Below are 22,333 nucleotides of genomic sequence, written 5' to 3'. Positions count from 1 at the left end.
CCATACAATATAATATTTTTTTCTATGCTCCGTTTTTTCCCATTAGGAGTAAAACATTGGCTTATAGTTTTCGACTAATAACAACAAGTCCAACTGCATAGTTACCAGAATGTGAAATACTTACGTCAATCTTGTATTCTAAGTCACTCAATTTGTCCCTTAGGTCACTGTATAAATTAATATGTGGTTTGCCATTTGGAAGATTATCTACCTCTATATTTTTTAATGATCTTAGATTGGTTATGCCTTTTCCAATTGCTTTTAAAAAAGCTTCCTTCACAGCCCATTTCCCTGCTAAAGTTTGATTTATATCTAATTCTTTTGCATACTCTCTCTCTCTCTTTGTGAAAACTCTTTGAATAAAATGTGGATTGCTTCTGTTTAACGTTTCCTCAAATTTTGATATATCCTGGATATCTATTCCAATTCCATAAATCATAATTTACTCTGCTCGCTTTTTAATAATGAACATACAATATCAAATACCTTTATTTCCCCCTTATAATCTCTACTTTTAATCTCTTTTTGAAAGAGTCTTATGTTATTTTGATAGGAAGGATCATTAACCATAAATTCGATCATATTTGATAATTGGTTGATTGTGGTTGTGTCAGGAATGATATAATCACCAAATTTATAATTTGCAATTTGTTTCGCATTAAAAAAACGCTCGCTGTGGGTTGGAAGGACAAGTGATGGCGTGGAAGTTACAATGGAAGATAAACAACTGCCATGACCACCATGGTGAATAAACAAACTTGCTTTTCTTAACAAATATTCATTAAAATACGGAATCAAAGATACATTTTTCGGCAATTCCCATGTAAACATTTGATGGTCTTTTTCAGTTGAAGCTATAACAAAGTGCAACTCTGGTAATTTTTTGCTCACTTGTGTTACTTGTTCTACTATTTTTAGTCCTGTTTCACCCGTAGTATCCTGAAGTCTCCCTGGGTATACTAAGACGTATCGCTCTTTATCAGGGACGGTATTCCCATAATGAATAAAGTTCATACTTATAGGTCCAACATATTCAATATCTTTAGAAAAGATAGGATCGATTTCAGGAAAGCTTGGAACAATTGTTTTTGTACCAATGGATAATTCTTCTATTCTATTTATGGGATTCATATCTAGCTTTTTTAAAATATTATTAATAATCGTAGTCACTTTGGGTAAATTACGTGGGACCTCATCATGAAACGGCATTCCATCAGGGTGAAGACAACTCTGAACAATAGATAATGTAGGAATACCTAAAAATTTAGCTGCTATCATTGTGTTTGGGCTTAAATCTGTAATTACAAGGTCTGGTTTATATCGGTTTAACATATTTATTCGATGTGCTATCCAACTATCTGTGAATTTAGGATCTAACAACCCCATTTGTGCATAGTATTGATCGAGATTATAAAATGTACTGGTAGGATTTAATAAAAATTCCTTTCTTGGCATTGTTGGATCATCATCCATCAATACTTTATAACCAGCGCTTTCAATAATCTTAATAGCACTTTCGTCATATATACTAAAACATACTTCCATACCTGATTTAGAACACTCCTCAGCTATGGGAAAAGTCCTTGATAAAGGGCCAAGGCCTCCGCTTAGTCCTATAAATATTTTATAATTAATCACATTTTCACCTTCATTCATATTTTTTTATGAACTTTTCAATTTCTGATGGATTTCCGAACGTATAACATTTTTCCACTTTTACTGACTCAAATTGGGTACCCAGATTTAGCATTTTTTCAATTACCATAGATATATAGTATTCTTGCTTTATACCCTTAAAAAGATCACTGTTTTCCTTAGCTATAGTTAAAAATTGCTCTGTGTTTGGAAAGTAGTATAGACCTGTTGTTGCATACTTTGAAATAACCTTTTTTTCCTTTATAGTCAAAATATTATTGTTATTATCTACGTCGACATAGCTAAAAGAATCATCTTTAGATTCAAATACAAAAACCATACCTTTGATCGAGTTATATAGCTTAGTACGGATATTCGAACATTGTTGATACGTATCTCCATTAAATATTAAGAGTGGTTCATCTTTTTTAAAAAAGGCTTCCGCTTTTAAGACTGTTTCAGTTTGACCATGTGTATACTCGTGTAACGATACTATAATTGCATCGGGGCAAATATCGTAAATTTTCTTCTTTAACTCAGTGCTATTGAGATGATGATCAAGACAAATAAATGTAACTCGATATTCATCTAATAAATCCTTAATTCCTTCAAGCGCCCAATAAAACATTGGCTTACCTAAAACATCAATTAATACTTTTGGTTCAGTATACCCTGCCTGTTTAAAGCGAGTCCCTTTACCCGCTAAAGGGATGACTATATTCATATATAATTACCTTTCATCAAGTTTGTTTCAACGTCATTCCAAGAAGTGAATTTCATTGCTAAATCATCAATGTATATATCGCCATATGGTTTTCCAAATAATATTTCATCATACTTAATATCGTAATGGTTTAACCAATCAATTGTTATTTTGCCAATATTGGCATTTACCTTTCCTAAGTTTCCCTTAAAGGTTTTCATATTACGAGCAGTATAAATAATAATCTCATGGCCTTCCTTTTTTAACTGATTAATTATTTGTATCGCTCCATCTTTTGGTAATACATCCTCATATCGTTGATTTGGTTTTTTCAATTCACAAATTGTTCCATCCAAGTCTATTACAATCCTCATATACTTCTCCTTTCAGCATCTGATTTGTCGAGCAATGATACTCCAAGTGCATACATCGTAAGTTGCTTTTTGTAATTTCCCTTATGTAAAGGAATCATAGATAAGAATAATAATGCCTCTATTACATTAATACTTTGGTGATTATGATAATAACTTGTCCATATTTCATTTATTTTTTGGTGATAAGGTGACTGGTTAATCTGAAAATCAAGCCCCATTCCTCTAATTATTAACTGAAACTTATCCGATATAATGTGATCATATCCTGATAAACTATGTTTAATTTTAGCTATATCGTAATTTTGATCCCCGTGTATACCAGCCCTTCCAAAACTCCCTCTTGGATCTATCAATTTTACTTCCTTTGTTGAAGTATTAAAGAAAATATTTGAGAAACATAAATCTCCATGTATGATACTTGGCTGGGCCTGATTTATAATAAAGGATAATAATTCACTATTTTCTTCAAGATAACGCATCGGGCATTGCATCAATTTTCCGTTGACATTTAGATAACCCCTTTTGTATATACCATAAGCTGTGCTATTCTGTTCAATGAAACGCTTTAATCGGGAAATTGATTTAGTAATGTACATGGAGGATAAATCCTCATACTTAACAGTCGCTTGGTATTGAGAAAATACTTCTAAAATATGATCTATTTTAGGAAGAATAGTACTTTTCCAATCCTGAATTGGTAGTTCTTCATTCAAAAACAATTCAGATACAGTTGGCCAATGTATATACTCCATCTCTATAAAGGCATTTTCCAACCTGTCAGAATAGTTGACAATCTTAGGGAGATATCTTTGTAGTGATTTGGGCAGTTTTAAATACCAGTAAATTTCATTGATTAGTTTAGTAGAATCTATACTTGTTTTTTTTATAGTGTTTTGCTTTGAATTATACCGAACATCATTAAAGTATCTTGAGTTTAATTTCATTACATCTCATTCTCCAGTAACTGTTTAATATCATAGATTAAGTAACCCGGATTTAACTGATCCTGGAAGGAGGACTTTAATATATTTCTCCAACTTTTTGAGTGGCCAAACCAAAGGATGTTTTCCTTCAAGTATTGTATTCCTTCTTTTGAATGAGATGATCTATACTTTCTTGCCATGTTATTGCCAATTTGGGAAGCAATGATCTCACCTAGTAAATAGTTATGATAATAGGCGGGTAAAGTTGTAAGATGTGGCTTAACAGCCCATACTGGTATATCCCATTTAATTGGCTTTTCTATTCTTTGTACATCACCAACAATATCCCACCATAAACGATTAAGATCTTGATTCGGATTACGATATAACTCCTGTTCAAATATTGTCATTGTCATTGTCCAATAAACTTTAACAAGAAGATGACTGACAAAATCTTGTTGACCAATAAATTTATCTGATAGTGTTCCTTCATTTGAAATAACATTCCGATACCAACTCTTTTTAAAAACTAACCTTTCAAAATATATAGCGCTTGCTTCACTCATGAAAATCTCAGAGGATTTTTTTAAGATGAATGGTAAATCCATGTTAACGTTATACTCATAAACAGCATGGCCAAGTTCATGCAAAAGAAGTGAAAGTGATTTTTGGTTTTGGTGATAATGAGCGGATATTCGAACATCTTTATCTCGATCAATATTCAGACAAAAATTAGCAGCGCTTTTATCTTCATTGGCTGAAATATCGCTATTCTTTAAAATGTCTTTTATATCTAACCCAATTTCTTGAAACCAATTAGTTAATTTACTCGTTACAGTTTTTACTGTTATAGCTGGGTCTTCTAGATAGCTAAGATTTACTTCCTGAAAAAATGGATGTGGATAGTGCCAAGGATACAATTGTTTTATATTAAATTTGTCCTGTAATTGTTTATCTATATTCTTTTTAATGTAACTATATTCTCCATCTAGATTGGTTCTAATCCCAGTAATAATGGAGTTTAGTTCTATTTTGTCTAAACCTTGGCTGCTTAATTTTAAATCATAAAAGTTTTCAAACCCTTTTTCTTTTGCGATCTTATTTCTGATATTTACTAATTCTATTAGACTACTTTGCAACTCATCTCCAACCTTCATATATTGGTACCATAACTCTTCTCTCTGACTATTATTTTGTTCCGTTTCTAGAATTCTTAAAACTTGTTGTTCTGTTAATTTTTTCCCCTTAAATTCAGTTTTATTCGTTGCAATTACATAGTGAGCTTCGTTCCAGAGTTTGGTGTACCGATGTTGAAGAGATGGATTTAACGATAACTCAAGCATTTCATTGTATAGACATGATATTTGCCTTTTAGATAATAGGTCCATGTTACGGTCTTTTTGTAATAATCGAATTAAATGAATCAGATTAGGTGAAGATATTTCATCATTATAAGACTTTTCATCTTGTTCTAACTGTTCAACCCATCTTTGATCATTCGTGGTAAGCATTAGCCATAAAGAGTATATATATTGTTGATATTTGTTCTGAAGCCTTTCGTTAATGAGCGATAAAACTAATTTCGTATTTGAGAGGTCCATCCAATCTTCCCCTTTCATTTAAAAGTCCTTTAGTGCCCTTACTTACTATTTCGCTCCATTTTAATATTTTTATATTCAATTACTACAAAGGGATATAATTTCTAATTTATGTATATCTATTTGTAGTATAGGAATAAAACAAGAAAGAGACTCTGCTTTTCTTTCCCAATAAAAATCCCAATAAAGATTGGACATTTTTATTGGGCAGGGGGGTAGTAGTTAAAAATGAAATAGTAATAATTTTACAAAGATGATTTTTTACTCGGCCTTTTTTAAAATTCAGTTTCGTTTTTAAATGCAGATTCTCCATACAGATTAACAAAAGCTATGACAAGAGGCTCAAAGCGTTTACTATAAATGTAAAACAGTTTCTACCATTGGGTTATAAGGACATTTTCCTATTCTTCTCAACTCATTAGCCGGAGTATATAGTGGTTAGGAAATTTGGTAATAAGTTCATTGCGAGGGGATATATAAACAAATGGTTTAATCGTTTTCTGTAATAGCATTGGAGAATAAACACTATGATCACCCCTGTACTTTGCTTATAGGGATCCTCCTTATTATTCGCTTTAATTGGTTAATACAGAGGAGGTATGACTGTAACTTAAATTTGTTAAATTGCATAGGTATCTTTGCTTCATGATATAAAAAGCTATCCGAAGGAAACCACCAATTATTCCTTATTCCCTTGGGGGTTTTCTGCTGGCGGGTTAATAAACCATCATTTCCCTTTTTTTATTTATCACTTTATATATTTCATCTTTTTTATCATTCCATAATTGTTTTGCTTCTTCTTCCGACATCACTTTAGTAAATAAGGGAATGGCCCTCCTTTCAATCATCCAATCTGGTAATAAATCCATTTTTACTGCTTTTGAATTAGGTGTAAACTCTGCTATTAGTTCTCGTATTACCCGTTGCGATAGGTTAATCTCTATTACATCCTCGATTTCTTCCTCTTCTTTTTTCAACTGACTGAAGATAAAACCAATTGGATTTTGAATTTTTTTGTTGTACCGAATGGACTCCATGACATTTATTACTTTTTTCTTCCCAAATTTCAACCATTCTTTGATAACCGTTCTTTTTACACTAAATCCTATTTCAATTGCTAAATTATGTACTTCTAAGATATTATCCTCTTCTAAAACATTAAACAGGTCTAGTTCCTCGACGGGATTAGTTTGTATTACTTTCATTTTTTGTTTTTTGTAATCCTCTGTATTACCAGATACTACTTTTGGTAGGATACCAATATAAGCCTCTTTCGATTCAATGAAAAATTTAATTTTTTTAACTGCTCGACCATGTTTAATTTCTTTAATATCAATCGATATATCAGACTTCATATTAATCTGTTTTTGAGCAGGAACTAATACTCTCTGCTTAAAATTACCATAAGCCGGATATACATCTGATGCACCAACTCTATGTTGTAATTCATTTAAATCAAATGTTCTTTCTTTTAACCTTTCGTATTGTTTTAATAGTTCATATATCCTTATCGAATACCGTCCTTTCATTTTACTAACATTTTTAAATTGATAGGATGTAAATTCCCTTTTCAATTGTAATAAGTAAGGTCTAAAAAAACGATGTAGTGTAAGTTGAATAGTCCCCTTTTTATAATTATAATCAGCTTGTGATAGCCATTGCACCTGGGACAGTGTGTCCTCAAATCGGACTTCATATGTTTTTGATAATAGATTTCTAGTAATTTCCTCCAATTCTTTATATCTCGTATTACTATTTCCACCGATCATCTTTATAAAGTCTTTAATAGAGAACATATACGGTTGAAATTCTTTATCTGTTGGTTGTACCAAACTAATTAAAGTCAAGATAATTTTTTGTTCGACTTCCGTTAAATTATATGAAGCCTCAACTAATTTATTGGATTTAGTTATGATATTTGTTTCACTAATTCCTCTTGAAGCCATATATATTCTCCTTTTATTAAATATAGATAAATAACAAAAACATTAAGCTATCATCCATTAAAAAGTTATAAAACAGATAACCAAAATAAATTGTTTTAATTTTATAAAATTAGATTAGATTATTTTTACTTTTCGTTATAGTTAATTCACTCATAAGTAGTTATAGTTTGCTCGGCTTTTCTTCTCTTTTACTCAGTTTTTGTTATAGTTAACGCTTCCACTTAGCTTTTGTTATACTTCACTTAGAAATTGTTATAGTTAACCCTTTTACTCAGTTTTTGTTATAGTTCGCTCAGAAATCGTTATAGATAGATACTTAGTTTTTGTTATCCTTTACAGAGTTTTTGTTATCCTTTACAGAGTTTTCGTTATCCTTTACTTAGAAATTGTTATAGTTAAACTCAAAAAGATGAGTCATATCAAGGTATTTAAGCAACCGAAAACATATAAATAACTTAAAATATTAAAAAATAATGTTTAAAAAAACAATCAAAACAGAGTGTGTTGTTGATTATTTTCTCTATAAATAAATTATTTACTTTTAAGGTAAAGTAAATTGCCCAAATGATTTATCTTAACTACTAGTTACTAGTTCCTCAACAATTAGCTCAATATAGTGTAGTGCGTTGTATATCCAATTAATCCAAAGTAACAAAAGAAGCCTCCGTTCCTATTAATGAGCAGAGTGGGTATTAATAAATACATTCTCTATCATGTTCATCAACGTAAACCTAATTTCATTACTTTCTTTTCTATCACTTTTGATTGAACAAAAGATAAAAATTCGTTTGAGTATAGAGTTGCAATCAAAAATACAGAGGCATCTTTCATTTTTGATTTAAGGATAAACGGTTACTTTGCATTGCTTCCAAAGTTATCTATATCATCCAAGACTTATAGTTATCCAGCAAGATAAAAACGCGATACTAAAATACGTATCACGTTTCTATCTTCATTCACTTACATATTCAATATAAATATCATAGTTACTACTAGTCTTAATCCCATTAGGAATACGTAAATAAAGCAGTTGGGTTCCCCAATCTATTTCATAACCACTCCACATATCATCATTTCCCTCCCTAAATTGCTGCATCGGAAATTCTTTTGCAAAGGAGGAAAATCTTAATTCCCTTGATTCCGCCAATTCAATGACCAACTGATCTGAGTACAGCTGAAGATCAATCGAGTTCATGTATTCTCGTACATTTTCACCATTAACATAAATGGGTGTTTGATAAAAAGAGGCTTCGATTGAATTTCCATCGTATCTTTCAACAGCAACATTTATCGTATTCATATCGTCACCTAAATAATCAAAATAAAGCGTATCTCCCTCATATGGAAATTCCCATTCTTTTTCTAGATACTTTTGGTAGGATTCTATAGGTGCTCCATCATAGAGCACATTGTATAGATCATCACGATTCATATCGAAATCCTTAGATTGGACACCCTCTTCCTCTGAAATCGAAGAAAAGTAATAAACTCCAACAGAAATAATTAACAGCAGGGAGTACCCGAAAAGCAGCCAGTATCCCCTTTTAGCAGTAAACAATTTACTTAACTTCCCAGCAGCTACTGCAGTCATCACGATAATGAAAACAGAAATAACTAATGGAAGAAGCATTGAAATCATACTCATCTTCTCGCCTCCAAACGACTCGAAACTAGGATTGCACCAGAAAAACTGAGTATTGACGTTACGAGAATTTTTAAGATAAAAAATAACGCATTCGTTTCTTGATAATAAAATTCACTGAACCTAATAATTACATCTGACTCGGTTTGTGCAATGGTAATGATCATCCCTATTACTAAAACTGGTACAATTACCGGAAGCATGCGGTGCAGCTGTGTAATCATTCCTAATAGATAACCAAATGAGCCTAAAAGTATTAAATAGAATATCATAGCAACGATTCCGATAAGCACATCGCTTAACTGATACGTAAATCCAGTCCCTATAATTGGATTCGTATCAATGAAAAAATAAACAATAACACGCAGTAAAAAACTTGCTAAAATAGTAGTGATCCCACCCAGAACACTTGCCAACAATAAAAATAAAGCATTAGACAGATTATTACTTAATTGATTGGACACAAACGTAAATCCATTCTCCCGTTCAGCTTTAGTTGTTATCATAATCGCATGAATGACAATCCAGAGCATTGTTAATATAAGTACGCTTGTATTGGTATAGAGTGTCGTATTGATAGATAAGTTATTATTATACGAACCACTTGATCCATTGCCTCCAAGTGAAAAAAGAATCGCAATGATTTGCAGGACAACCAATGAGCTAAACACACTAGCATATGCCTTCAGTTTATATTGAAATTGCTTTTTCACAATCTCTCCTAAACTCATTTTATTTAAAGACATCATCAATACCGCCCTTCTGTTTACGAGTTAAGTAGACACATAGATCACTAGCAGCTATAGAGGATACCTCTATCCCAAGCTGTTTCGCCTGCTCAAACGGAATGTAATCCCGCTTTACAACACAATACGTTGTATCCTTCCCTATCTGCCTGCTATAGATGACTTCCTTATTTGCAGTCCACTGTTCAATAATCTCAGTTCTTCCCGTTAGGCCAACAGCATATTCCTTCAGTTCATCCATGGAAAGATGAAAATATTTTTTTCCTTGTTCAATCAATAAAACATCCTCTAATAAATCCTCAATTTCCTCTAAATGATGACTGGAAATAATAATTGTTCTCGGATGAGCTAAATAGTCTTTTAACAGTGCACGATAGAAATCCTTTCTAACGGAGGCATCCATTCCAGTTGTTGGCTCATCAAACATGGTCAACGCGCATCTCGATGCCAAGCCAATAATCATATTAAAGGTACTTTTCTTTCCTTTTGACAAATGAATGTGTATTTGATTTGGTTGAAAAGAAAAATAGTCAAATAGGCGCTCCGCAAGTTTAGCATCCCATTTCGGATAAAACCTATTAGCTTCCTTTAAAATATCTGCTAAGGTTAATCTTCCTGAGAAACTCATTTGATCATCCACATAAATCACATTCGCAGATACGAAGAGACTTTGAAAAGGCTGTTCATTAAATACGCGGACTTCTCCTGCTGTTTCATACCAATACCCTGCAAGAATTTTTAAAAGCGTTGTCTTCCCTGCCCCGTTACGTCCAATCAATCCAGTTATCGTATTCTCTTTAATTGTAATTGATAGGTCATTTAAAGCGTTTTGCTGCCCCTGTTTTTTGGTTAAATCTTTACACTCCACTACATTCACCGCGAATCCCCCTTGCGCTCTTTCATAATTTGCCTAAGCATTTCCACTAATTCATTTTCCGTAACATGTAATCGCTCTGCTTCCAAAGCAACCTCCTGAAGCAATCCTTTTAATGTCTGGTTTTTTCGTTTATTCATAATGATTGTGCGTGCATCAGCTGTCACAAACTTCCCCAAACCTCGCTTCGTATACAGAATTCCTTCATCAGCCAGAAGGTTTAATCCTTTGGCTGCTGTTGCTGGATTAATGGTAAATAACTCCGCAAGCTTATATTGCGAATAAACTTTATCATCTTTTGTAAGGTTGCCATTCAGTATTTCCGTTTCAATCCATTCAGAAATTTGAATATAGATTGGCTTGGAGCCATTCGCATTAAGAATCAATCCTGCAACCCCCTCTCTAAACTAGTGCATTACTTGTGTAACTTAGTATATTACTTAAATTAGATAATTGCAATATAGTCAGTAACATTTTTCAGTATTATGGTAAAATTAGAGTTATTAAATCTAAATAAAAATAGGAGTAATTTTCATGAATATTGCTATGAATTCCTTCCCAATACTTGAAACAACCCGATTAAGATTACGAGAAATTAAAGAAACAGATGCAGCGAGCATGTTGGAATACCTTTCTGATAAAGAAGTAATGAAACACTACGGGCTTGAACCTTTTCAAACAATAGAAGAAGCTTTTGATGAAATCTCATGGTATCAATCGACCTTAATAGAAAAAACAGGGATCAGATGGGGGATTACATTAAAAGAAGAAGAAGATGTGGTTATTGGCAGCTGCGGCTTTCTTAATATTGCTTCACAGCATTATCGAAGTGAAATTGGTTACGAATTACATAGAAATTATTGGGGAAAGGGTATTGCAAGTGAAGCGCTTGGGGCTGTCATAGCATATGGATTTGAACAATTGAAACTCCAGCGGATCCAAGCCTTAATAGAACCACCTAATATAGCTTCAATAAAGCTAGCAGAGAAACAGGGATTTGTGAGAGAAGGATTACTGAGAAATTATGAATATACCTGTGGTAAATTTGATGATATGTATATGTATTCCTTGTTGGGACAAGACTTTGCTACGTCTATAAAAGGGAAATTGTAAAAGACACAGAATGGCTATAAACCATTCTGTGTCTTAAAATATACATTTTCTTTATTTTTTCCGGGCTCGAATAAATCCATCTATCGCATCCCAGATTAATCCAATGACAAGCAATACGAAAATCCAAAATGTAGATTGGTCCCAGATTTTCTGTCCGACTTCATATTCCTCACTGCCAGCTGTGACAACACCAGCCTGAGCTAACTCATTCATAAAATCAGGGTTCCAGAAGGTTGGTCCATTAACCATAAGCAAAATGACTGCCATAGAGATTGCATTCAATATCAACGTATACCCAGCTAGCTTATATGTCCATTTTCCAGAGACAAGCTTCAGACACTCTTTGATAATGCCAAAGCCAAATATAAGCAGGATAAACAATAAATACATACCATATGTTCTTTCATTTAGAAATGGAACAACTCCTGAAAAGCCATCATGAAATACCCATACACCGAAATAATCACTTGAAAATGCTAAAATGACGATAAATATAGCATAAAATATAATCCCAGCAATTGATTCTCCACGTTTAATTTGTCGTTTTTCATCTGGTATAGGCGGCAAGTCAGATGGTTTCCATTCCATATCAATTTGGATATCCTTCGCTTGATAGGCACCGAGATACTCCGGAAGTGCAAATCCAAATGTCGTCCAGGCAAAAGCCATCGGAATTCCAGTTACGCTCGATACAATTAAATCAACAAAATGATCGAGTATCGAAACAGGATCGAGTATGGTTTGCACAACAAATATCACGCCTAATATGGAGGCAACTGTTACAAGTACAACTTTCAAGACAATCAAATACGAATCAAAAAGCTCTGGTCCAATTAGATACTTTTTTGCGCCACGGTATTTATCTGCCAATTTTCTTGGGGTTCCTAATTCCAGTAGAACCTCTTCAACATCTTTATCGCTAATGTCTCTACTTCCAACACGTTCCTCCAGCATATCTTCAATTAAACTACGCAGTTCTTTCGCAATATCTTCCCTTTGATCCTGTCGTAACTTTTGCGTAACCGCATAGATATACCGATCAACCATCTCCATTTTCACCATCTCCTTTATTTTCAATTACATGATTAAGGCTTTCAACAATGCCTTTCCATTCAACGACAAGCAAATCATACACATTTTTCCCAGTTTCACTTAACAGATAATACTTACGTGGTCTAGCTTCATTCGTATCCCATTTACTATCAAGCAACCCTTGTTTTTCCAGCCTTCTTAGCAATGGATATAATGTCCCTGGTTCAACTTGAATTCCCTTCTCTGCAAGCATTGTGACGAGAGAGTATCCATATTGAGGATTTGAAAGCTGATTTAATACCCCAATCGTAATCGTTCCCCGGCGCAATTCCTGCATTAATTTATCTAAGTGTTCTTTTTCATCGCTCATGTTATCAACTCCTAAACTCATTATAGTGTATGTCGCACACTATTGTAAAGTGCATATTAATATAAATATTAAATTATATTTTAGTTGACAAATACAAGATATCCGCTTATTATCACAATCAATTAAGGAGCGAAAAAAATGAAAATATATGTTGATGCAGATGCATGCCCAGTAAAGGATGTCATTATGAAAGAGGCTGGTATTGTTAAAATTCCAGTTATTTTAGTCACAAGCCTGTCGCATTTTTCCCGTACCGAAAACCCCGCTGGTGTTGAAACCATTTATGTTGATTCCGGTGCAGATGCAGCTGACTACCGCATTATGAAGCTTGCAGAAAAGGGCGATTTCATCGTCACACAGGATTACGGTTTAGCATCACTTGGCCTTGCAAAAGGATGTATTGTGTTGCACCATAAAGGATTTATCTATACGAATGACAATATTGATCAGCTCCTGCAAACAAGATACTTGAGTGCCATGGCTAGAAAAAGTGGGCAACGCACAAAAGGGCCGAAAGCTTTTACCCATGAGGATAGAGAAAAGTTTAGGGAGATTTTCAAACAGAAGCTGGCGGAATTTCATGACAGATAATTCGCTTCTGTCTGAATGCGAAAAAGCCCCCGCCAGTATAAACTAGCGGGGACATATTTCCTTGTTTCCTTTATTCATTGCCTACACCGAGCGACTGCTTCGCCATTTCCATCATATCGTCTAGACCTGATTTCTCTGCAAACTCAGCAATTCCAACTGGATATGCTGCTTGAAGCTCGACTACATGGTCAAACAAATTTGGCCAAACATTTCCTCCAGCGCGTTCATATGCATCAATTAATTGTTTAAGCGAATCCTCACCAAACGCCATTAAGTGGGATACAAAATCGGTTGCTGGATCATCCACTTTTGCCTCGGTCCAGTCAATAAACCCAGTTACACGAGCGTTTTCATCAATTAAAATATGCCCAGGGTGCAAATCACCATGGATGAAGGCAGTATGCTGCGGCCAGATCGAGTCATTCGAAAGCCATTTTTGCCAACGATCCCAAAGCGGTTGACTCACTCCAAATGTTGCCTTTACTTTTTCCATTCTCTTACGCATTACATCTCTAATTTCTTCCGCTGTTTGCACCGTTAAACCTGCTTTTTTAACCTTTTCATGATTTATTTGATGCAATTCAGCCATAGCCTTCCCTAATGTTTCTACGTATGCTTCAGGCAGATTTTTCTCATCGAGCTCCCATACATATGCTTTCTTTTCTGGATCAATCGTTCCTGCTGGTATTCCAATTAAAAGTTTATAAGCAATTAATTCATCGGAAAAAATCTCCCATTTCGGCGCTTGAAAGGCAATCTCAGGTACGACTAAATCAAGTATTCTCTTTTCTTGTTTGGCAGATGGGATGACATCACTACGTCTCGGAAAGCGCAATACCCAATGGTCCCCCTTTTCATCTGTTGCGAATACCACTTGAAAGTCAAGGCCCGATTCATTGTACTTCAAAGATCCTGGTGTGATATAGAGTCCATGCTCTTTTGCTTTATCAACTACTTGTGTGTTTGATAATGTCATGTGATTCACCACTTTCTCATGTTTTAATTCCTACTTATCTATCCGCATCGATTAGATACTGCTTAAATCTTTCTGCATCTGAAGGCTTACATTCTACTCTTAACCTAGTTCCCTTTTCTTCAAACGCTTCCTCAAGAATATTTGCTTGGTCATTTAGATAGGATACAATCTGTCCTTCAGAATAAGGTATTAACAACTCACAAATCACATTGTCTTTAAAAATATTCACTTTAATCAAATCGAGTAATTCACGAATACCGGTACGCTTTTTGGCAGACAAATAAATGCGATTGTTCTCAACTACTGGATAATTCATTTCCGTTTGATCTGCTTTATTATAGGCATAGATCATCGGTATATCTGTAACTCCAATCGCAGCTAAAATTTCATGTGTTAGCCTGCAATGCTCTTCATAATTCGGATTCGATACATCCAATACATGAATCAGAAGGTCTGCTTCGATGACTTCTTCCAATGTAGAGCGAAATGCTTTTACAAGATGATGTGGAAGTTTATTAATAAATCCTACCGTATCCGTTAGCAGGAAGGTTTGATTTGTTTCCAGCTCAACCTTTCGCACCGAGGTTTCTAACGTTGCAAAAAGCATATCCTTTTCAAATACTTGTTTATCTATTCCCGTCTGATGAATATCTAATACAGCATTCATTGTTGTTGATTTTCCTGCATTTGTATAGCCAACAAGCGAGACGACAGGTACATCATTTTTTTCACGCTGTTTCCGCTGTGTTTTCCGTTGATTGACGAGGTTTTCCAGCTCGCGATTTAATTTAGCAATCTGTTCTTCAATTTTACGACGGTCCGTCTCAAGCTTTGTTTCACCAGACCCTCGGTTAATCAAACCAGATCCACCGCCTTGACGACCAAGTGATTCACGGCTGCCAATTAATCGCGGCAGCATATATTTGAGGCGAGCTACTTCTACTTGAAGCTTTGATTCCCTCGTTTTAGCTCGGTTCGCAAAAATTTCCAAAATCAGCATCGTGCGGTCAACAACCTGACATTCCGTTGCTTCCTCAATATTTCGGATTTGCGAAGGGGATAATTCATCATCAAAGATAAGCATATCGGCATCTTCTGCTTCCGCTATTTCTTTCAATTCATCCATTTTACCTGTACCAAGATAGTAGCCTTGGTTGATTCGATTCAAATTCTGCCTCAGTTCCCCGACTGTATCAATATGACAAGCTTCCGCCAAATTCCCCAATTCTTCCATGGAATAAGCAAACTCTTCTTCCTGCTTAGAAATATTAACACCAACTAATATCGCTTTTTTATTCATTTAATTTCCTCCAATTTTAATAAAGCACAGACTTCTGCCTGCGCTTTGTAAAGGGATATTTAATTGCCTTCATCGCGAAAGCAGCTACACTTTCAGACAGCAAAAAAGAAGGTAGACTACTCCCCTTCTTTTCTGCATAAAAAACCGTATATAATATGTGGTCAAAAGGAGGATAAAAAGGACCAAGAAGTTCGAGGCGGCATAGCTCCCCGTACCGGGCTTCCACAGGAAGTGGTGACTTCGACATTCGACACAGGACGTGTCGGTAGTTAGTCGAAGATCATTTGCTCTCGAAGCGTCATTTTTACCAGACCTTTTGAACAACCTCATATAAAAGTTTTCCTTATGAAAAGACAGACCAATCCCATTTACTCTGCGCACAGGCAGAGCTGAACATATTCAATTAATTGTTCAATCCTTGGATTCGAAGTCTGATAGTTGCCACAAGGAAAACCTCCGTTTCTGTTTATAGTATCTCCAACTCTAACATACATATGTCAATTGAACAAGGATTATTCCTTATAAATACATACTTTTGTCCCGTTTTCGTAAGTGTGCTGTCAGCAAAACTTAGACTACGCCTCCAGACCTAGGGTGAAATATTACTCAAGCTGCTTATGGGATTATGTATTCTGCATTACTATTAAGAAAGATTAACAATAAAAAGTGAAACTTATGTATATCTTATTTCGTCTATAAGGTGGCAGCAGTTGAATGTTTCATGATGAATTTAGGGGCGATTAATAATGAACGAAAAGAATTTATATATACTTTTAACCGATACAGGAACTGTTTTTACTAGATTAATAAAATCATATACCAAAAAACCATATAACCACGCATCCATTTCCTTTGATCCCCAGTTAGTAAATGCATATAGTTTCGGCAGGAAAAAACCTCGAAACCCTCTCATTGGCGGATTTGTTCAGGAAAATATGCGATCAGGTCTATTCAAGCATGCAAGTGCAGCTATTTATAGCTGTACAGTTAATGAAGATCAGCTTCAAAAAATTAATGCATATCTACAAAAGATAGAAGCTGAAAAAGAGCAATATCGCTATAATTTCTTAGGTTTATTTGGGGTTATTTTAAACAAGCCTATTAACAGAGAAAAGGCATTTTTTTGTTCGCAATTTGTTGCATCTGTTTTAAAGGAATGTGATATTCTGGATTTCTCGAAGCCAGTATCTTTAATAACTCCTCACGATATTCAGGAAGTAGGCAATTTTCAGCTCGTATACAAAGGAAAGCTTGCAGATTTTTATGCAGATGGAAATCATATAGATATCATGGAACCTTCGTTTAATATGGTCCCACTAAAAATATAATTTAAGCTTCCCTTCACTTTACAAAGTTGATTGGCGGCCTTACAATCTAACACAAAAAAACACCCAAAACAGCTTATCTCACACTGTTTTGGGTGTTTTTCAGACGAAAGAATACCGTTTTTGCAACATACCAATTGCATCTTCTAATAACTGCTTATTTACATCTGGGAATAACATGTCACTAAAGTATAGCTCTGATGCCGAGCATTGCCATAACAGGAAATTACTCATCCGCTTCTCTCCGCCTGTACGTATGACTAATTCTGGATCTGGCAGTTCCTTCGTATATAAAAACCGCCGGAACAGCGATTCGTCTAACTTTTCTAATTCCACATGATTATGCTGAACCTCATAAATTACTTTATGAACAGCTTGGAGGATATCATCTCTCCCTCCATAATTGAAAGCGAAGTTCACAATCAAGCCAGCATTATTTTTTGTTGCTTCAACAGAATCATCCAGCGCTCTTCTTGTAGCTTTCGGAAGAGCTTCTATGTTACCTGATACTAGTATTTTAATATCTCTCTTCATAAACTCTGGCAGCTTTTGTTTGAGAAATTTCACTGGTAAGCGCATGAGGTAATTAACTTCGTCTTTTGGCCGTCTCCAGTTCTCTGATGAAAATGCATACAGCGTCAGTATCTGGATGCCTAACTCAATACTGGCATCGATCATTCGCTCCATTGCCTGAGCCCCTGCATAATGGCCTTGACTCCTTGTCAGACCTCTCTTCTTCCCCCACCTTCCGTTTCCATCCATGATAATAGCAACATGCTTCGGTATTAGGTTTTGCACTGTGCTAGACCTCCCTATACTTCCAAATCCAAACGTTGGATTTTTTCAATTACTTCTTGCTTCTTAAAATTAAATGTTTGCCAGGAATCCGGCTGTTTCATTTCTAGTTTTCGTTGCTCTATTCTCAGCAAACGTTGCAGTTCTGGATAATCAGGCTCTATTTTATACAGTTCGATTAGTCCCTCTATTCCGGTATATGATAAGGTGCTCAGATAATAAATATCAATTTTTTCCGTTTGTTCATAGCGCTCTAAATTATTTGTAACAATAAGTTGTTCGATATGGATAACATTTAACACGACATAAAATAATAAACTCGTGATGAGATAGAAATGTAATATCGCTAACCGCTCGACCCATACCCGAATAAAGGTATATGCAAAAATTACCATAAGAAAGATCATAAATGCATGCGCTAAAATTCGGTCCACAGTAAACCCATAAGCAGCTTCATACATACTTAAACGTCCAAATGCAGAAACCAGCATTACACCACTCACTATAATAAGCAAGGTATTGAGTATCTTTAATGTGAGCTTCATAGCTTTATTCGGAGTATTTACGCGCTTCAAAACGAAAATCAGCAATGTCCAATTAATTAGCGTTACGAGCAGCAATTCAAAGAATCCTTTTCTCGCATACTCTGCATAAGTAAGTTCGGCCTGTAATCCTCCACCGAAAAAATACGCAAACTGTATAGCTACAAATATGGCGTAGACCAGATTTAGCATCGCTAAGATTGTTACAACAATAACACTATCCCAATATATATGCTTTTTTTCTGGATTCATAACATTATTCGTTTCTATTTCAGTTCTTCTAGGCAGTACCTGAAAAATACCGAAGAATAAAAGAGAAAGAACAATAACAACGATCAGACGGAGCAGCTCTTCCGTAAAATTAAATCGTATAATAAACGACGGCAATTTTAGAATCATATCCTGAAATACTTTATCCGCTGACATTAACAACCCAATAATAACTAACAATAATGGAATACCTGTTATCAAACCAATTACAATACGTTTTATTGTTTTACCTGCTCCTTCGTCCATTGGTTTAACTGTTCCTATACAAAATCTCGTGCTATATTGAATTGCTTCTTTTAATTTCATTATTAATAGGATTAAAAACGCAGGTTTACTCCAGACAATCTTGTTCTGACTCGTGATCATAATCAGATGAAAGAAAACGAGAGCAGGTATCACAACTAAATTCAAAGGATAAAATAAGGTACTATTGTAAAAAAGATAACTCCCTGCCAGCAGCCAAACAGCAGCCATAAGCAGTAAACCAATTCTGCGACGCTGAAACGGTATGCTAATCCTTAAGAAAAACACTGCATAAAACACCGCGATGAAAACGAGGTATGACAAGCCAATTTCTTCATGGAAAAAACTAAGTTCTGCAAGTATTCCAAGTCCTACACATACAAGCAAAAATGGCCAATCTCTTTTCGTCACTTGAACATCCATCTATATCCCTCCAATACATTGTAAGTCTATATACATAGAATTACTATGTATATAGACAAAAAAATAATAACGAATCAGGACTGAATGCATTACTCGGCTTCAGCCCATTTCATATTGAAGCTTTCTTTCCCCACCGATACCCCAGCCAGCTTATTGGGTACAATACGGCCGTACAAAGAATGCAAACAATAATAAACGGCGTACTCAATAACGGTTGAAACCACTGAAGTGGAATAAGCTTAAATACAATTAAATACATTAAGATCAAATTAGGTATGATAGAAAACAAAAATGTCTTCTTCAACAATTTATGACCACGGGACCCAAACTCTCTGCCAATTTCATAGCCGAGCAACGCCCAAAAGAAACCATAAATAAGTATAATAATAGATGCAGCATTTGTTAGGCCTGCCCATAAGCTTTCCAGCCAGTACCAATCAAATGCGTTATAGCCAATTGTAAGCAGCACCCCAAAAGTGAAAATGGCAATATTGCAAAACACAAATAATTGCTGCGTTTTCTTAGGCGTTACGGCTGATTCCTGCTTCCATAGTGCTGCAATCTCCTTTGGCGAACCGAGTCTATGTACCAATTCATCATATACTTTTGCTTCATCGGTCGCTTGCTCCTGGAGCAGGTCAAATACGTGCAGGCGATATTCTGCTATAATCTCTTCCTTATCAGGATGACGCCCAATCTCTTGCTCTAATTCATTTAAAAAATGTTGTTCCCCTTCGGTCATGACTCGTTTCTCCCAATCAGGTTGTTCATCACTTGAACATATCGATGCCATTCCGACGTTCTTTCTGCAAGGATTTCTTTCCCTTGCTCTGTAATACGATAATATTTACGAGCTGGTCCCTTTTCTTGGTTTTGCCAATAACATTCAATGTACGCTTGTTTTTCCATCTTATGAAGTGCTGGGTAGAGCGTACCTTCCTTCATTTGCAAATGGTTTTCACTACGTCGATCCATTTCCTTTACGAGCTCGTAGCCATACATATCACGTTCATTTAAAAGCTGTAACACCAGCAAGGAGGTACTGCCTTTTACAAGTTCGCGATTAAACATTTTCTCACCTACCTAGAATTATTAGGTATCTTTACTATATAAAAATTTATCCTCTTTGTAAAGAGCTTCATTCAGCTTTTTCACAAAAAATAACTTCATAACTTTGTGTTACGCCTGGTATGTTATGAAACACAACAGGTCTTCCCCAGCGTAAACTACAAAAATTATTTTTAAAAAGGAGGTTTAGTTCATATTCATACGGGAATACAAATAGTACAAGGCGAACTGCATTGGAAGGATTGTTGCAGACAACTTGCGAAAATGTAACCACTTCATTTTCCAACTTGTTTACAAATGAATTCCAATGAGGAAATGCACAGCCTTGGCGGAAAATTTACTTTACTGGCGAATGCTAGACTCGTCAGGAGCTTTAAGATTTAAGTTCCATTTCACGGTTAGTTTTTCAAAACAGTAAGTGGTTTTTTGTGAAAGTGCAACTGGTAATCTGACTGAATTCTGGAGAAGCAGATTGAAAGGCTCTTTCAACGATCTCTAAAGCAACAAATACAGTCAGTGAGACCATCCTGTAATGACGAGTTGTAAAATATCGTCAGAAAGAACAGTTTGGAGAAGATGAATTTAATTTTCCGCGTGCACCCCTTTTAGGGGAAAAGAAAGGCATGTTCCGTTTGGAACTGCCTTTCTTTTTGATTATACATAATAATTCTTTTGATAGAAATAATTTGGCTTTTGCACATGGTTATCATAAGGCTTGTGAAAAATATGAGTCACCGCTGGAGACAATGGTGGAATCAACCATGTCCAATTCCCAGTAACCTTACGCCCTGTTTTCTGTTCCCGATTTTCAAAAACCTTAAATTGCTTTGCAGCTGTATGATGATCGACAATGGATACCCCATATTTTTTAAAGGAATCTAATACAGCGGCATTTAGCTCTACAAGTGCACGATCCTTCCATAAAGTGCTTTCATGTTTTGTTTCTAATCCCATCTGTTTCGCTACTAAAGGAAGCAAATTATATCGCCCTTCATCAGCTAAGTTTCTCGCTCCTATTTCCGTACCCATATACCAGCCATTAAACGGAGCTGTTACATAGTCAATCCCGCCGATTTCGAGGCGCATATCCGAAATAATTGGTACTGTATACCACTTCACCGCTAAATCTCCAAACAGTGAAAAGTCAGGATGCTCAATTGGTATCTCCATTACGTACTCCATTGGTATTTCCATAAACTCCGGGTCATGACCACCGATTTGAACAACAAGTGGAAGCAAATCAAATGAAGTTCCTTCACCAACCCAGCCAAGCTTCAAGCATTCCTTCGTAAAAGCTACAGAAGCTGGATCTCCTACTATCCCATTTTCCGTTTCATATCCAGCATAGCGAAGTAATTGGTGGTTCCAAATCTTCACCTGTCTATCCCCATGGATTTCGGCCTGGAATATCGTTATCATCGGTTTGATTTTCCCATGATTGGTTGCATTCCTTATATGGTGAAGCAAATAAGTAAATACTTCCTCACTACGTGCAGCATGTCTTGCATCTATTACCTCCAGCCTTTCCCAAAAAAGTCTACCAATACAACGATTCGAGTTACGCCAAGCAAGCTTGGCACCATAAGACAGCTCTTCATATGTATGCTCATAGTACCCTTTTTCATCCAGCTCTTCGTGAATTTGACTCAGTCTCTCAGCAATTTCTTTTGATGTTTTGCCAAGCTCTTTATATAAATTTTCAATGAATGTATCTGCCTCTTGCTTTCGGATTACTCTTTCCATTATAGGCTCCTCCTGTCCTCAATATGTTTATTTTATCAAATATAACAGTTGTTTTTTGTGACGGAGTTTCTACAAATAGCCAAAAACAGGGGGTTGCATCA

General features: G+C 35.3%; 23 protein-coding genes. 3 read left to right on the top strand and 20 right to left on the bottom strand.

The window, feature by feature from the left end:
- Positions 1-61: 61 nt before the first annotated feature.
- The 11 genes from acpS to MHH64_RS05065 form a co-directional block, all read right to left on the bottom strand.
- On the bottom strand, positions 62-439 hold the full coding sequence (gene acpS, locus MHH64_RS05115; protein ID WP_118889216.1) for a holo-ACP synthase: 378 nt from the start codon (positions 437-439) through the stop codon (positions 62-64).
- The gene (locus MHH64_RS05110; RefSeq protein WP_187393144.1) at positions 436-1,638 is read right to left on the bottom strand and encodes a nucleotide disphospho-sugar-binding domain-containing protein; all 1,203 of its coding nucleotides are present in this window, start codon (positions 1,636-1,638) and stop codon (positions 436-438) included. The genes acpS and MHH64_RS05110 overlap by 4 nt, the downstream gene beginning before the upstream one ends.
- Before the next feature lie 10 nt (positions 1,639-1,648).
- Positions 1,649-2,359 carry a sugar phosphate nucleotidyltransferase gene (locus tag MHH64_RS05105; RefSeq protein WP_251661042.1) on the bottom strand — a complete coding sequence of 237 codons (711 nt, stop codon included), beginning with the start codon at positions 2,357-2,359 and terminating at the stop codon, positions 1,649-1,651.
- On the bottom strand, positions 2,356-2,712 hold the full coding sequence (locus tag MHH64_RS05100) for an HAD hydrolase family protein (RefSeq protein ID WP_118889219.1): 357 nt from the start codon (positions 2,710-2,712) through the stop codon (positions 2,356-2,358). Before MHH64_RS05100 ends, MHH64_RS05105 begins: the two co-directional genes overlap by 4 nt.
- Positions 2,709-3,656, bottom strand: coding sequence for a hypothetical protein (locus tag MHH64_RS05095; RefSeq protein ID WP_118889220.1), 948 nt, complete (start codon positions 3,654-3,656; stop codon positions 2,709-2,711). Before MHH64_RS05095 ends, MHH64_RS05100 begins: the two co-directional genes overlap by 4 nt.
- The gene (locus tag MHH64_RS05090) at positions 3,656-5,254 is read right to left on the bottom strand and encodes a M3 family metallopeptidase (protein ID WP_340002802.1); all 1,599 of its coding nucleotides are present in this window, start codon (positions 5,252-5,254) and stop codon (positions 3,656-3,658) included. Before MHH64_RS05090 ends, MHH64_RS05095 begins: the two co-directional genes overlap by 1 nt.
- Positions 5,255-5,949: 695 nt before the next feature.
- Positions 5,950-7,179 (bottom strand): replication initiation protein, encoded by a 1,230-nt coding sequence (locus MHH64_RS05085; protein WP_095312148.1) that lies wholly within the window; start codon positions 7,177-7,179, stop codon positions 5,950-5,952.
- Between the two features lie 952 nt (positions 7,180-8,131).
- A complete protein-coding gene (locus tag MHH64_RS05080; protein WP_340002801.1) occupies positions 8,132-8,824 on the bottom strand; it encodes a hypothetical protein in 693 nt (230 codons plus the stop codon).
- The gene (locus tag MHH64_RS05075; protein WP_340002800.1) at positions 8,821-9,570 is read right to left on the bottom strand and encodes a hypothetical protein; all 750 of its coding nucleotides are present in this window, start codon (positions 9,568-9,570) and stop codon (positions 8,821-8,823) included. The genes MHH64_RS05080 and MHH64_RS05075 overlap by 4 nt, the downstream gene beginning before the upstream one ends.
- Positions 9,554-10,444: an ABC transporter ATP-binding protein gene (locus MHH64_RS05070; RefSeq protein WP_340002799.1), complete on the bottom strand. Its 891-nt coding sequence runs from the start codon at positions 10,442-10,444 to the stop codon at positions 9,554-9,556. Before MHH64_RS05070 ends, MHH64_RS05075 begins: the two co-directional genes overlap by 17 nt.
- Entirely contained in the window at positions 10,441-10,827 is a 387-nt protein-coding gene (locus MHH64_RS05065) for a GntR family transcriptional regulator (RefSeq protein WP_340002798.1), read from the bottom strand. Before MHH64_RS05065 ends, MHH64_RS05070 begins: the two co-directional genes overlap by 4 nt.
- A gap of 148 nt (positions 10,828-10,975) precedes the next feature.
- Between MHH64_RS05065 and MHH64_RS05060 the strand changes: the two genes are divergently transcribed.
- The gene (locus MHH64_RS05060; protein WP_340002797.1) at positions 10,976-11,554 is read left to right on the top strand and encodes a GNAT family protein; all 579 of its coding nucleotides are present in this window, start codon (positions 10,976-10,978) and stop codon (positions 11,552-11,554) included.
- 51 nt (positions 11,555-11,605) lie between these two features.
- On the opposite strand, the gene MHH64_RS05055 is transcribed toward MHH64_RS05060, so the two are convergent.
- A complete protein-coding gene (locus tag MHH64_RS05055) occupies positions 11,606-12,607 on the bottom strand; it encodes a hypothetical protein (RefSeq protein ID WP_340002796.1) in 1,002 nt (333 codons plus the stop codon).
- Positions 12,594-12,956, bottom strand: coding sequence for a PadR family transcriptional regulator (locus MHH64_RS05050; protein WP_340002795.1), 363 nt, complete (start codon positions 12,954-12,956; stop codon positions 12,594-12,596). Before MHH64_RS05050 ends, MHH64_RS05055 begins: the two co-directional genes overlap by 14 nt.
- Positions 12,957-13,094: 138 nt before the next feature.
- On the opposite strand from MHH64_RS05050, the gene MHH64_RS05045 reads away from it, so the two are divergent.
- Positions 13,095-13,547, top strand: a complete 453-nt coding sequence (locus MHH64_RS05045; RefSeq protein WP_340002794.1) for a YaiI/YqxD family protein — start codon at positions 13,095-13,097, stop codon at positions 13,545-13,547.
- Positions 13,548-13,617: 70 nt separating this feature from the next.
- Here the strand turns inward: MHH64_RS05045 and MHH64_RS05040 are convergent, their stop codons facing one another.
- Positions 13,618-14,523 carry a macrolide 2'-phosphotransferase gene (locus MHH64_RS05040; protein WP_340002793.1) on the bottom strand — a complete coding sequence of 302 codons (906 nt, stop codon included), beginning with the start codon at positions 14,521-14,523 and terminating at the stop codon, positions 13,618-13,620.
- Positions 14,524-14,557: 34 nt separating this feature from the next.
- Positions 14,558-15,823, bottom strand: a complete 1,266-nt coding sequence (hflX, locus tag MHH64_RS05035) for a GTPase HflX (protein ID WP_340002792.1) — start codon at positions 15,821-15,823, stop codon at positions 14,558-14,560.
- Between the two features lie 746 nt (positions 15,824-16,569).
- On the opposite strand from hflX, the gene MHH64_RS05030 reads away from it, so the two are divergent.
- Positions 16,570-17,151 (top strand): hypothetical protein, encoded by a 582-nt coding sequence (locus MHH64_RS05030; RefSeq protein ID WP_095312120.1) that lies wholly within the window; start codon positions 16,570-16,572, stop codon positions 17,149-17,151.
- A 99-nt stretch (positions 17,152-17,250) separates the two neighbouring features.
- On the opposite strand, the gene MHH64_RS05025 is transcribed toward MHH64_RS05030, so the two are convergent.
- From MHH64_RS05025 to MHH64_RS05005, 5 genes are all read right to left on the bottom strand, one after another.
- On the bottom strand, positions 17,251-17,946 hold the full coding sequence (locus MHH64_RS05025) for an isoprenyl transferase (protein WP_340002791.1): 696 nt from the start codon (positions 17,944-17,946) through the stop codon (positions 17,251-17,253).
- Positions 17,947-17,960: 14 nt separating this feature from the next.
- Positions 17,961-19,421 (bottom strand): DUF4173 domain-containing protein, encoded by a 1,461-nt coding sequence (locus tag MHH64_RS05020; RefSeq protein ID WP_340002790.1) that lies wholly within the window; start codon positions 19,419-19,421, stop codon positions 17,961-17,963.
- A 109-nt stretch (positions 19,422-19,530) separates the two neighbouring features.
- A complete protein-coding gene (locus MHH64_RS05015) occupies positions 19,531-20,163 on the bottom strand; it encodes a hypothetical protein (protein WP_095312115.1) in 633 nt (210 codons plus the stop codon).
- On the bottom strand, positions 20,160-20,492 hold the full coding sequence (locus MHH64_RS05010) for a PadR family transcriptional regulator (protein ID WP_095312113.1): 333 nt from the start codon (positions 20,490-20,492) through the stop codon (positions 20,160-20,162). The genes MHH64_RS05015 and MHH64_RS05010 overlap by 4 nt, the downstream gene beginning before the upstream one ends.
- Before the next feature lie 651 nt (positions 20,493-21,143).
- Complete coding sequence (locus MHH64_RS05005) at positions 21,144-22,232, bottom strand: nitric oxide synthase oxygenase (protein WP_340002789.1); 1,089 nt, start codon at positions 22,230-22,232, stop codon at positions 21,144-21,146.
- Positions 22,233-22,333 lie beyond the last annotated feature (101 nt).

This window comes from Oceanobacillus sp. FSL K6-0127, assembly GCF_037983385.1.
Classification (GTDB): domain Bacteria; phylum Bacillota; class Bacilli; order Bacillales; family Amphibacillaceae; genus Oceanobacillus; species Oceanobacillus profundus.
The sequence above is the reverse complement of the archived record's forward strand: the minus strand, read 5'-3'. Positions and strand labels throughout refer to the sequence as shown.

Coding starts and splice junctions, on each gene's coding strand:
- acpS (WP_118889216.1), bottom strand. CDS start 439: ATGATTTATGGAATTGGAATAGATATCCAGGATATATCAAAATTTGAG.
- MHH64_RS05105 (WP_251661042.1), bottom strand. CDS start 2,359: ATGAATATAGTCATCCCTTTAGCGGGTAAAGGGACTCGCTTTAAACAG.
- MHH64_RS05100 (WP_118889219.1), bottom strand. CDS start 2,712: ATGAGGATTGTAATAGACTTGGATGGAACAATTTGTGAATTGAAAAAA.
- MHH64_RS05095 (WP_118889220.1), bottom strand. CDS start 3,656: ATGAAATTAAACTCAAGATACTTTAATGATGTTCGGTATAATTCAAAG.
- MHH64_RS05090 (WP_340002802.1), bottom strand. CDS start 5,254: ATGAAAGGGGAAGATTGGATGGACCTCTCAAATACGAAATTAGTTTTA.
- MHH64_RS05085 (WP_095312148.1), bottom strand. CDS start 7,179: ATGGCTTCAAGAGGAATTAGTGAAACAAATATCATAACTAAATCCAAT.
- MHH64_RS05080 (WP_340002801.1), bottom strand. CDS start 8,824: ATGAGTATGATTTCAATGCTTCTTCCATTAGTTATTTCTGTTTTCATT.
- MHH64_RS05075 (WP_340002800.1), bottom strand. CDS start 9,570: ATGATGTCTTTAAATAAAATGAGTTTAGGAGAGATTGTGAAAAAGCAA.
- MHH64_RS05060 (WP_340002797.1), top strand. CDS start 10,976: ATGAATATTGCTATGAATTCCTTCCCAATACTTGAAACAACCCGATTA.
- MHH64_RS05055 (WP_340002796.1), bottom strand. CDS start 12,607: ATGGAGATGGTTGATCGGTATATCTATGCGGTTACGCAAAAGTTACGA.
- MHH64_RS05050 (WP_340002795.1), bottom strand. CDS start 12,956: ATGAGCGATGAAAAAGAACACTTAGATAAATTAATGCAGGAATTGCGC.
- MHH64_RS05045 (WP_340002794.1), top strand. CDS start 13,095: ATGAAAATATATGTTGATGCAGATGCATGCCCAGTAAAGGATGTCATT.
- MHH64_RS05040 (WP_340002793.1), bottom strand. CDS start 14,523: ATGACATTATCAAACACACAAGTAGTTGATAAAGCAAAAGAGCATGGA.
- hflX (WP_340002792.1), bottom strand. CDS start 15,823: ATGAATAAAAAAGCGATATTAGTTGGTGTTAATATTTCTAAGCAGGAA.
- MHH64_RS05030 (WP_095312120.1), top strand. CDS start 16,570: ATGAACGAAAAGAATTTATATATACTTTTAACCGATACAGGAACTGTT.
- MHH64_RS05020 (WP_340002790.1), bottom strand. CDS start 19,421: ATGGATGTTCAAGTGACGAAAAGAGATTGGCCATTTTTGCTTGTATGT.
- MHH64_RS05015 (WP_095312115.1), bottom strand. CDS start 20,163: ATGACCGAAGGGGAACAACATTTTTTAAATGAATTAGAGCAAGAGATT.
- MHH64_RS05010 (WP_095312113.1), bottom strand. CDS start 20,492: ATGTTTAATCGCGAACTTGTAAAAGGCAGTACCTCCTTGCTGGTGTTA.
- MHH64_RS05005 (WP_340002789.1), bottom strand. CDS start 22,232: ATGGAAAGAGTAATCCGAAAGCAAGAGGCAGATACATTCATTGAAAAT.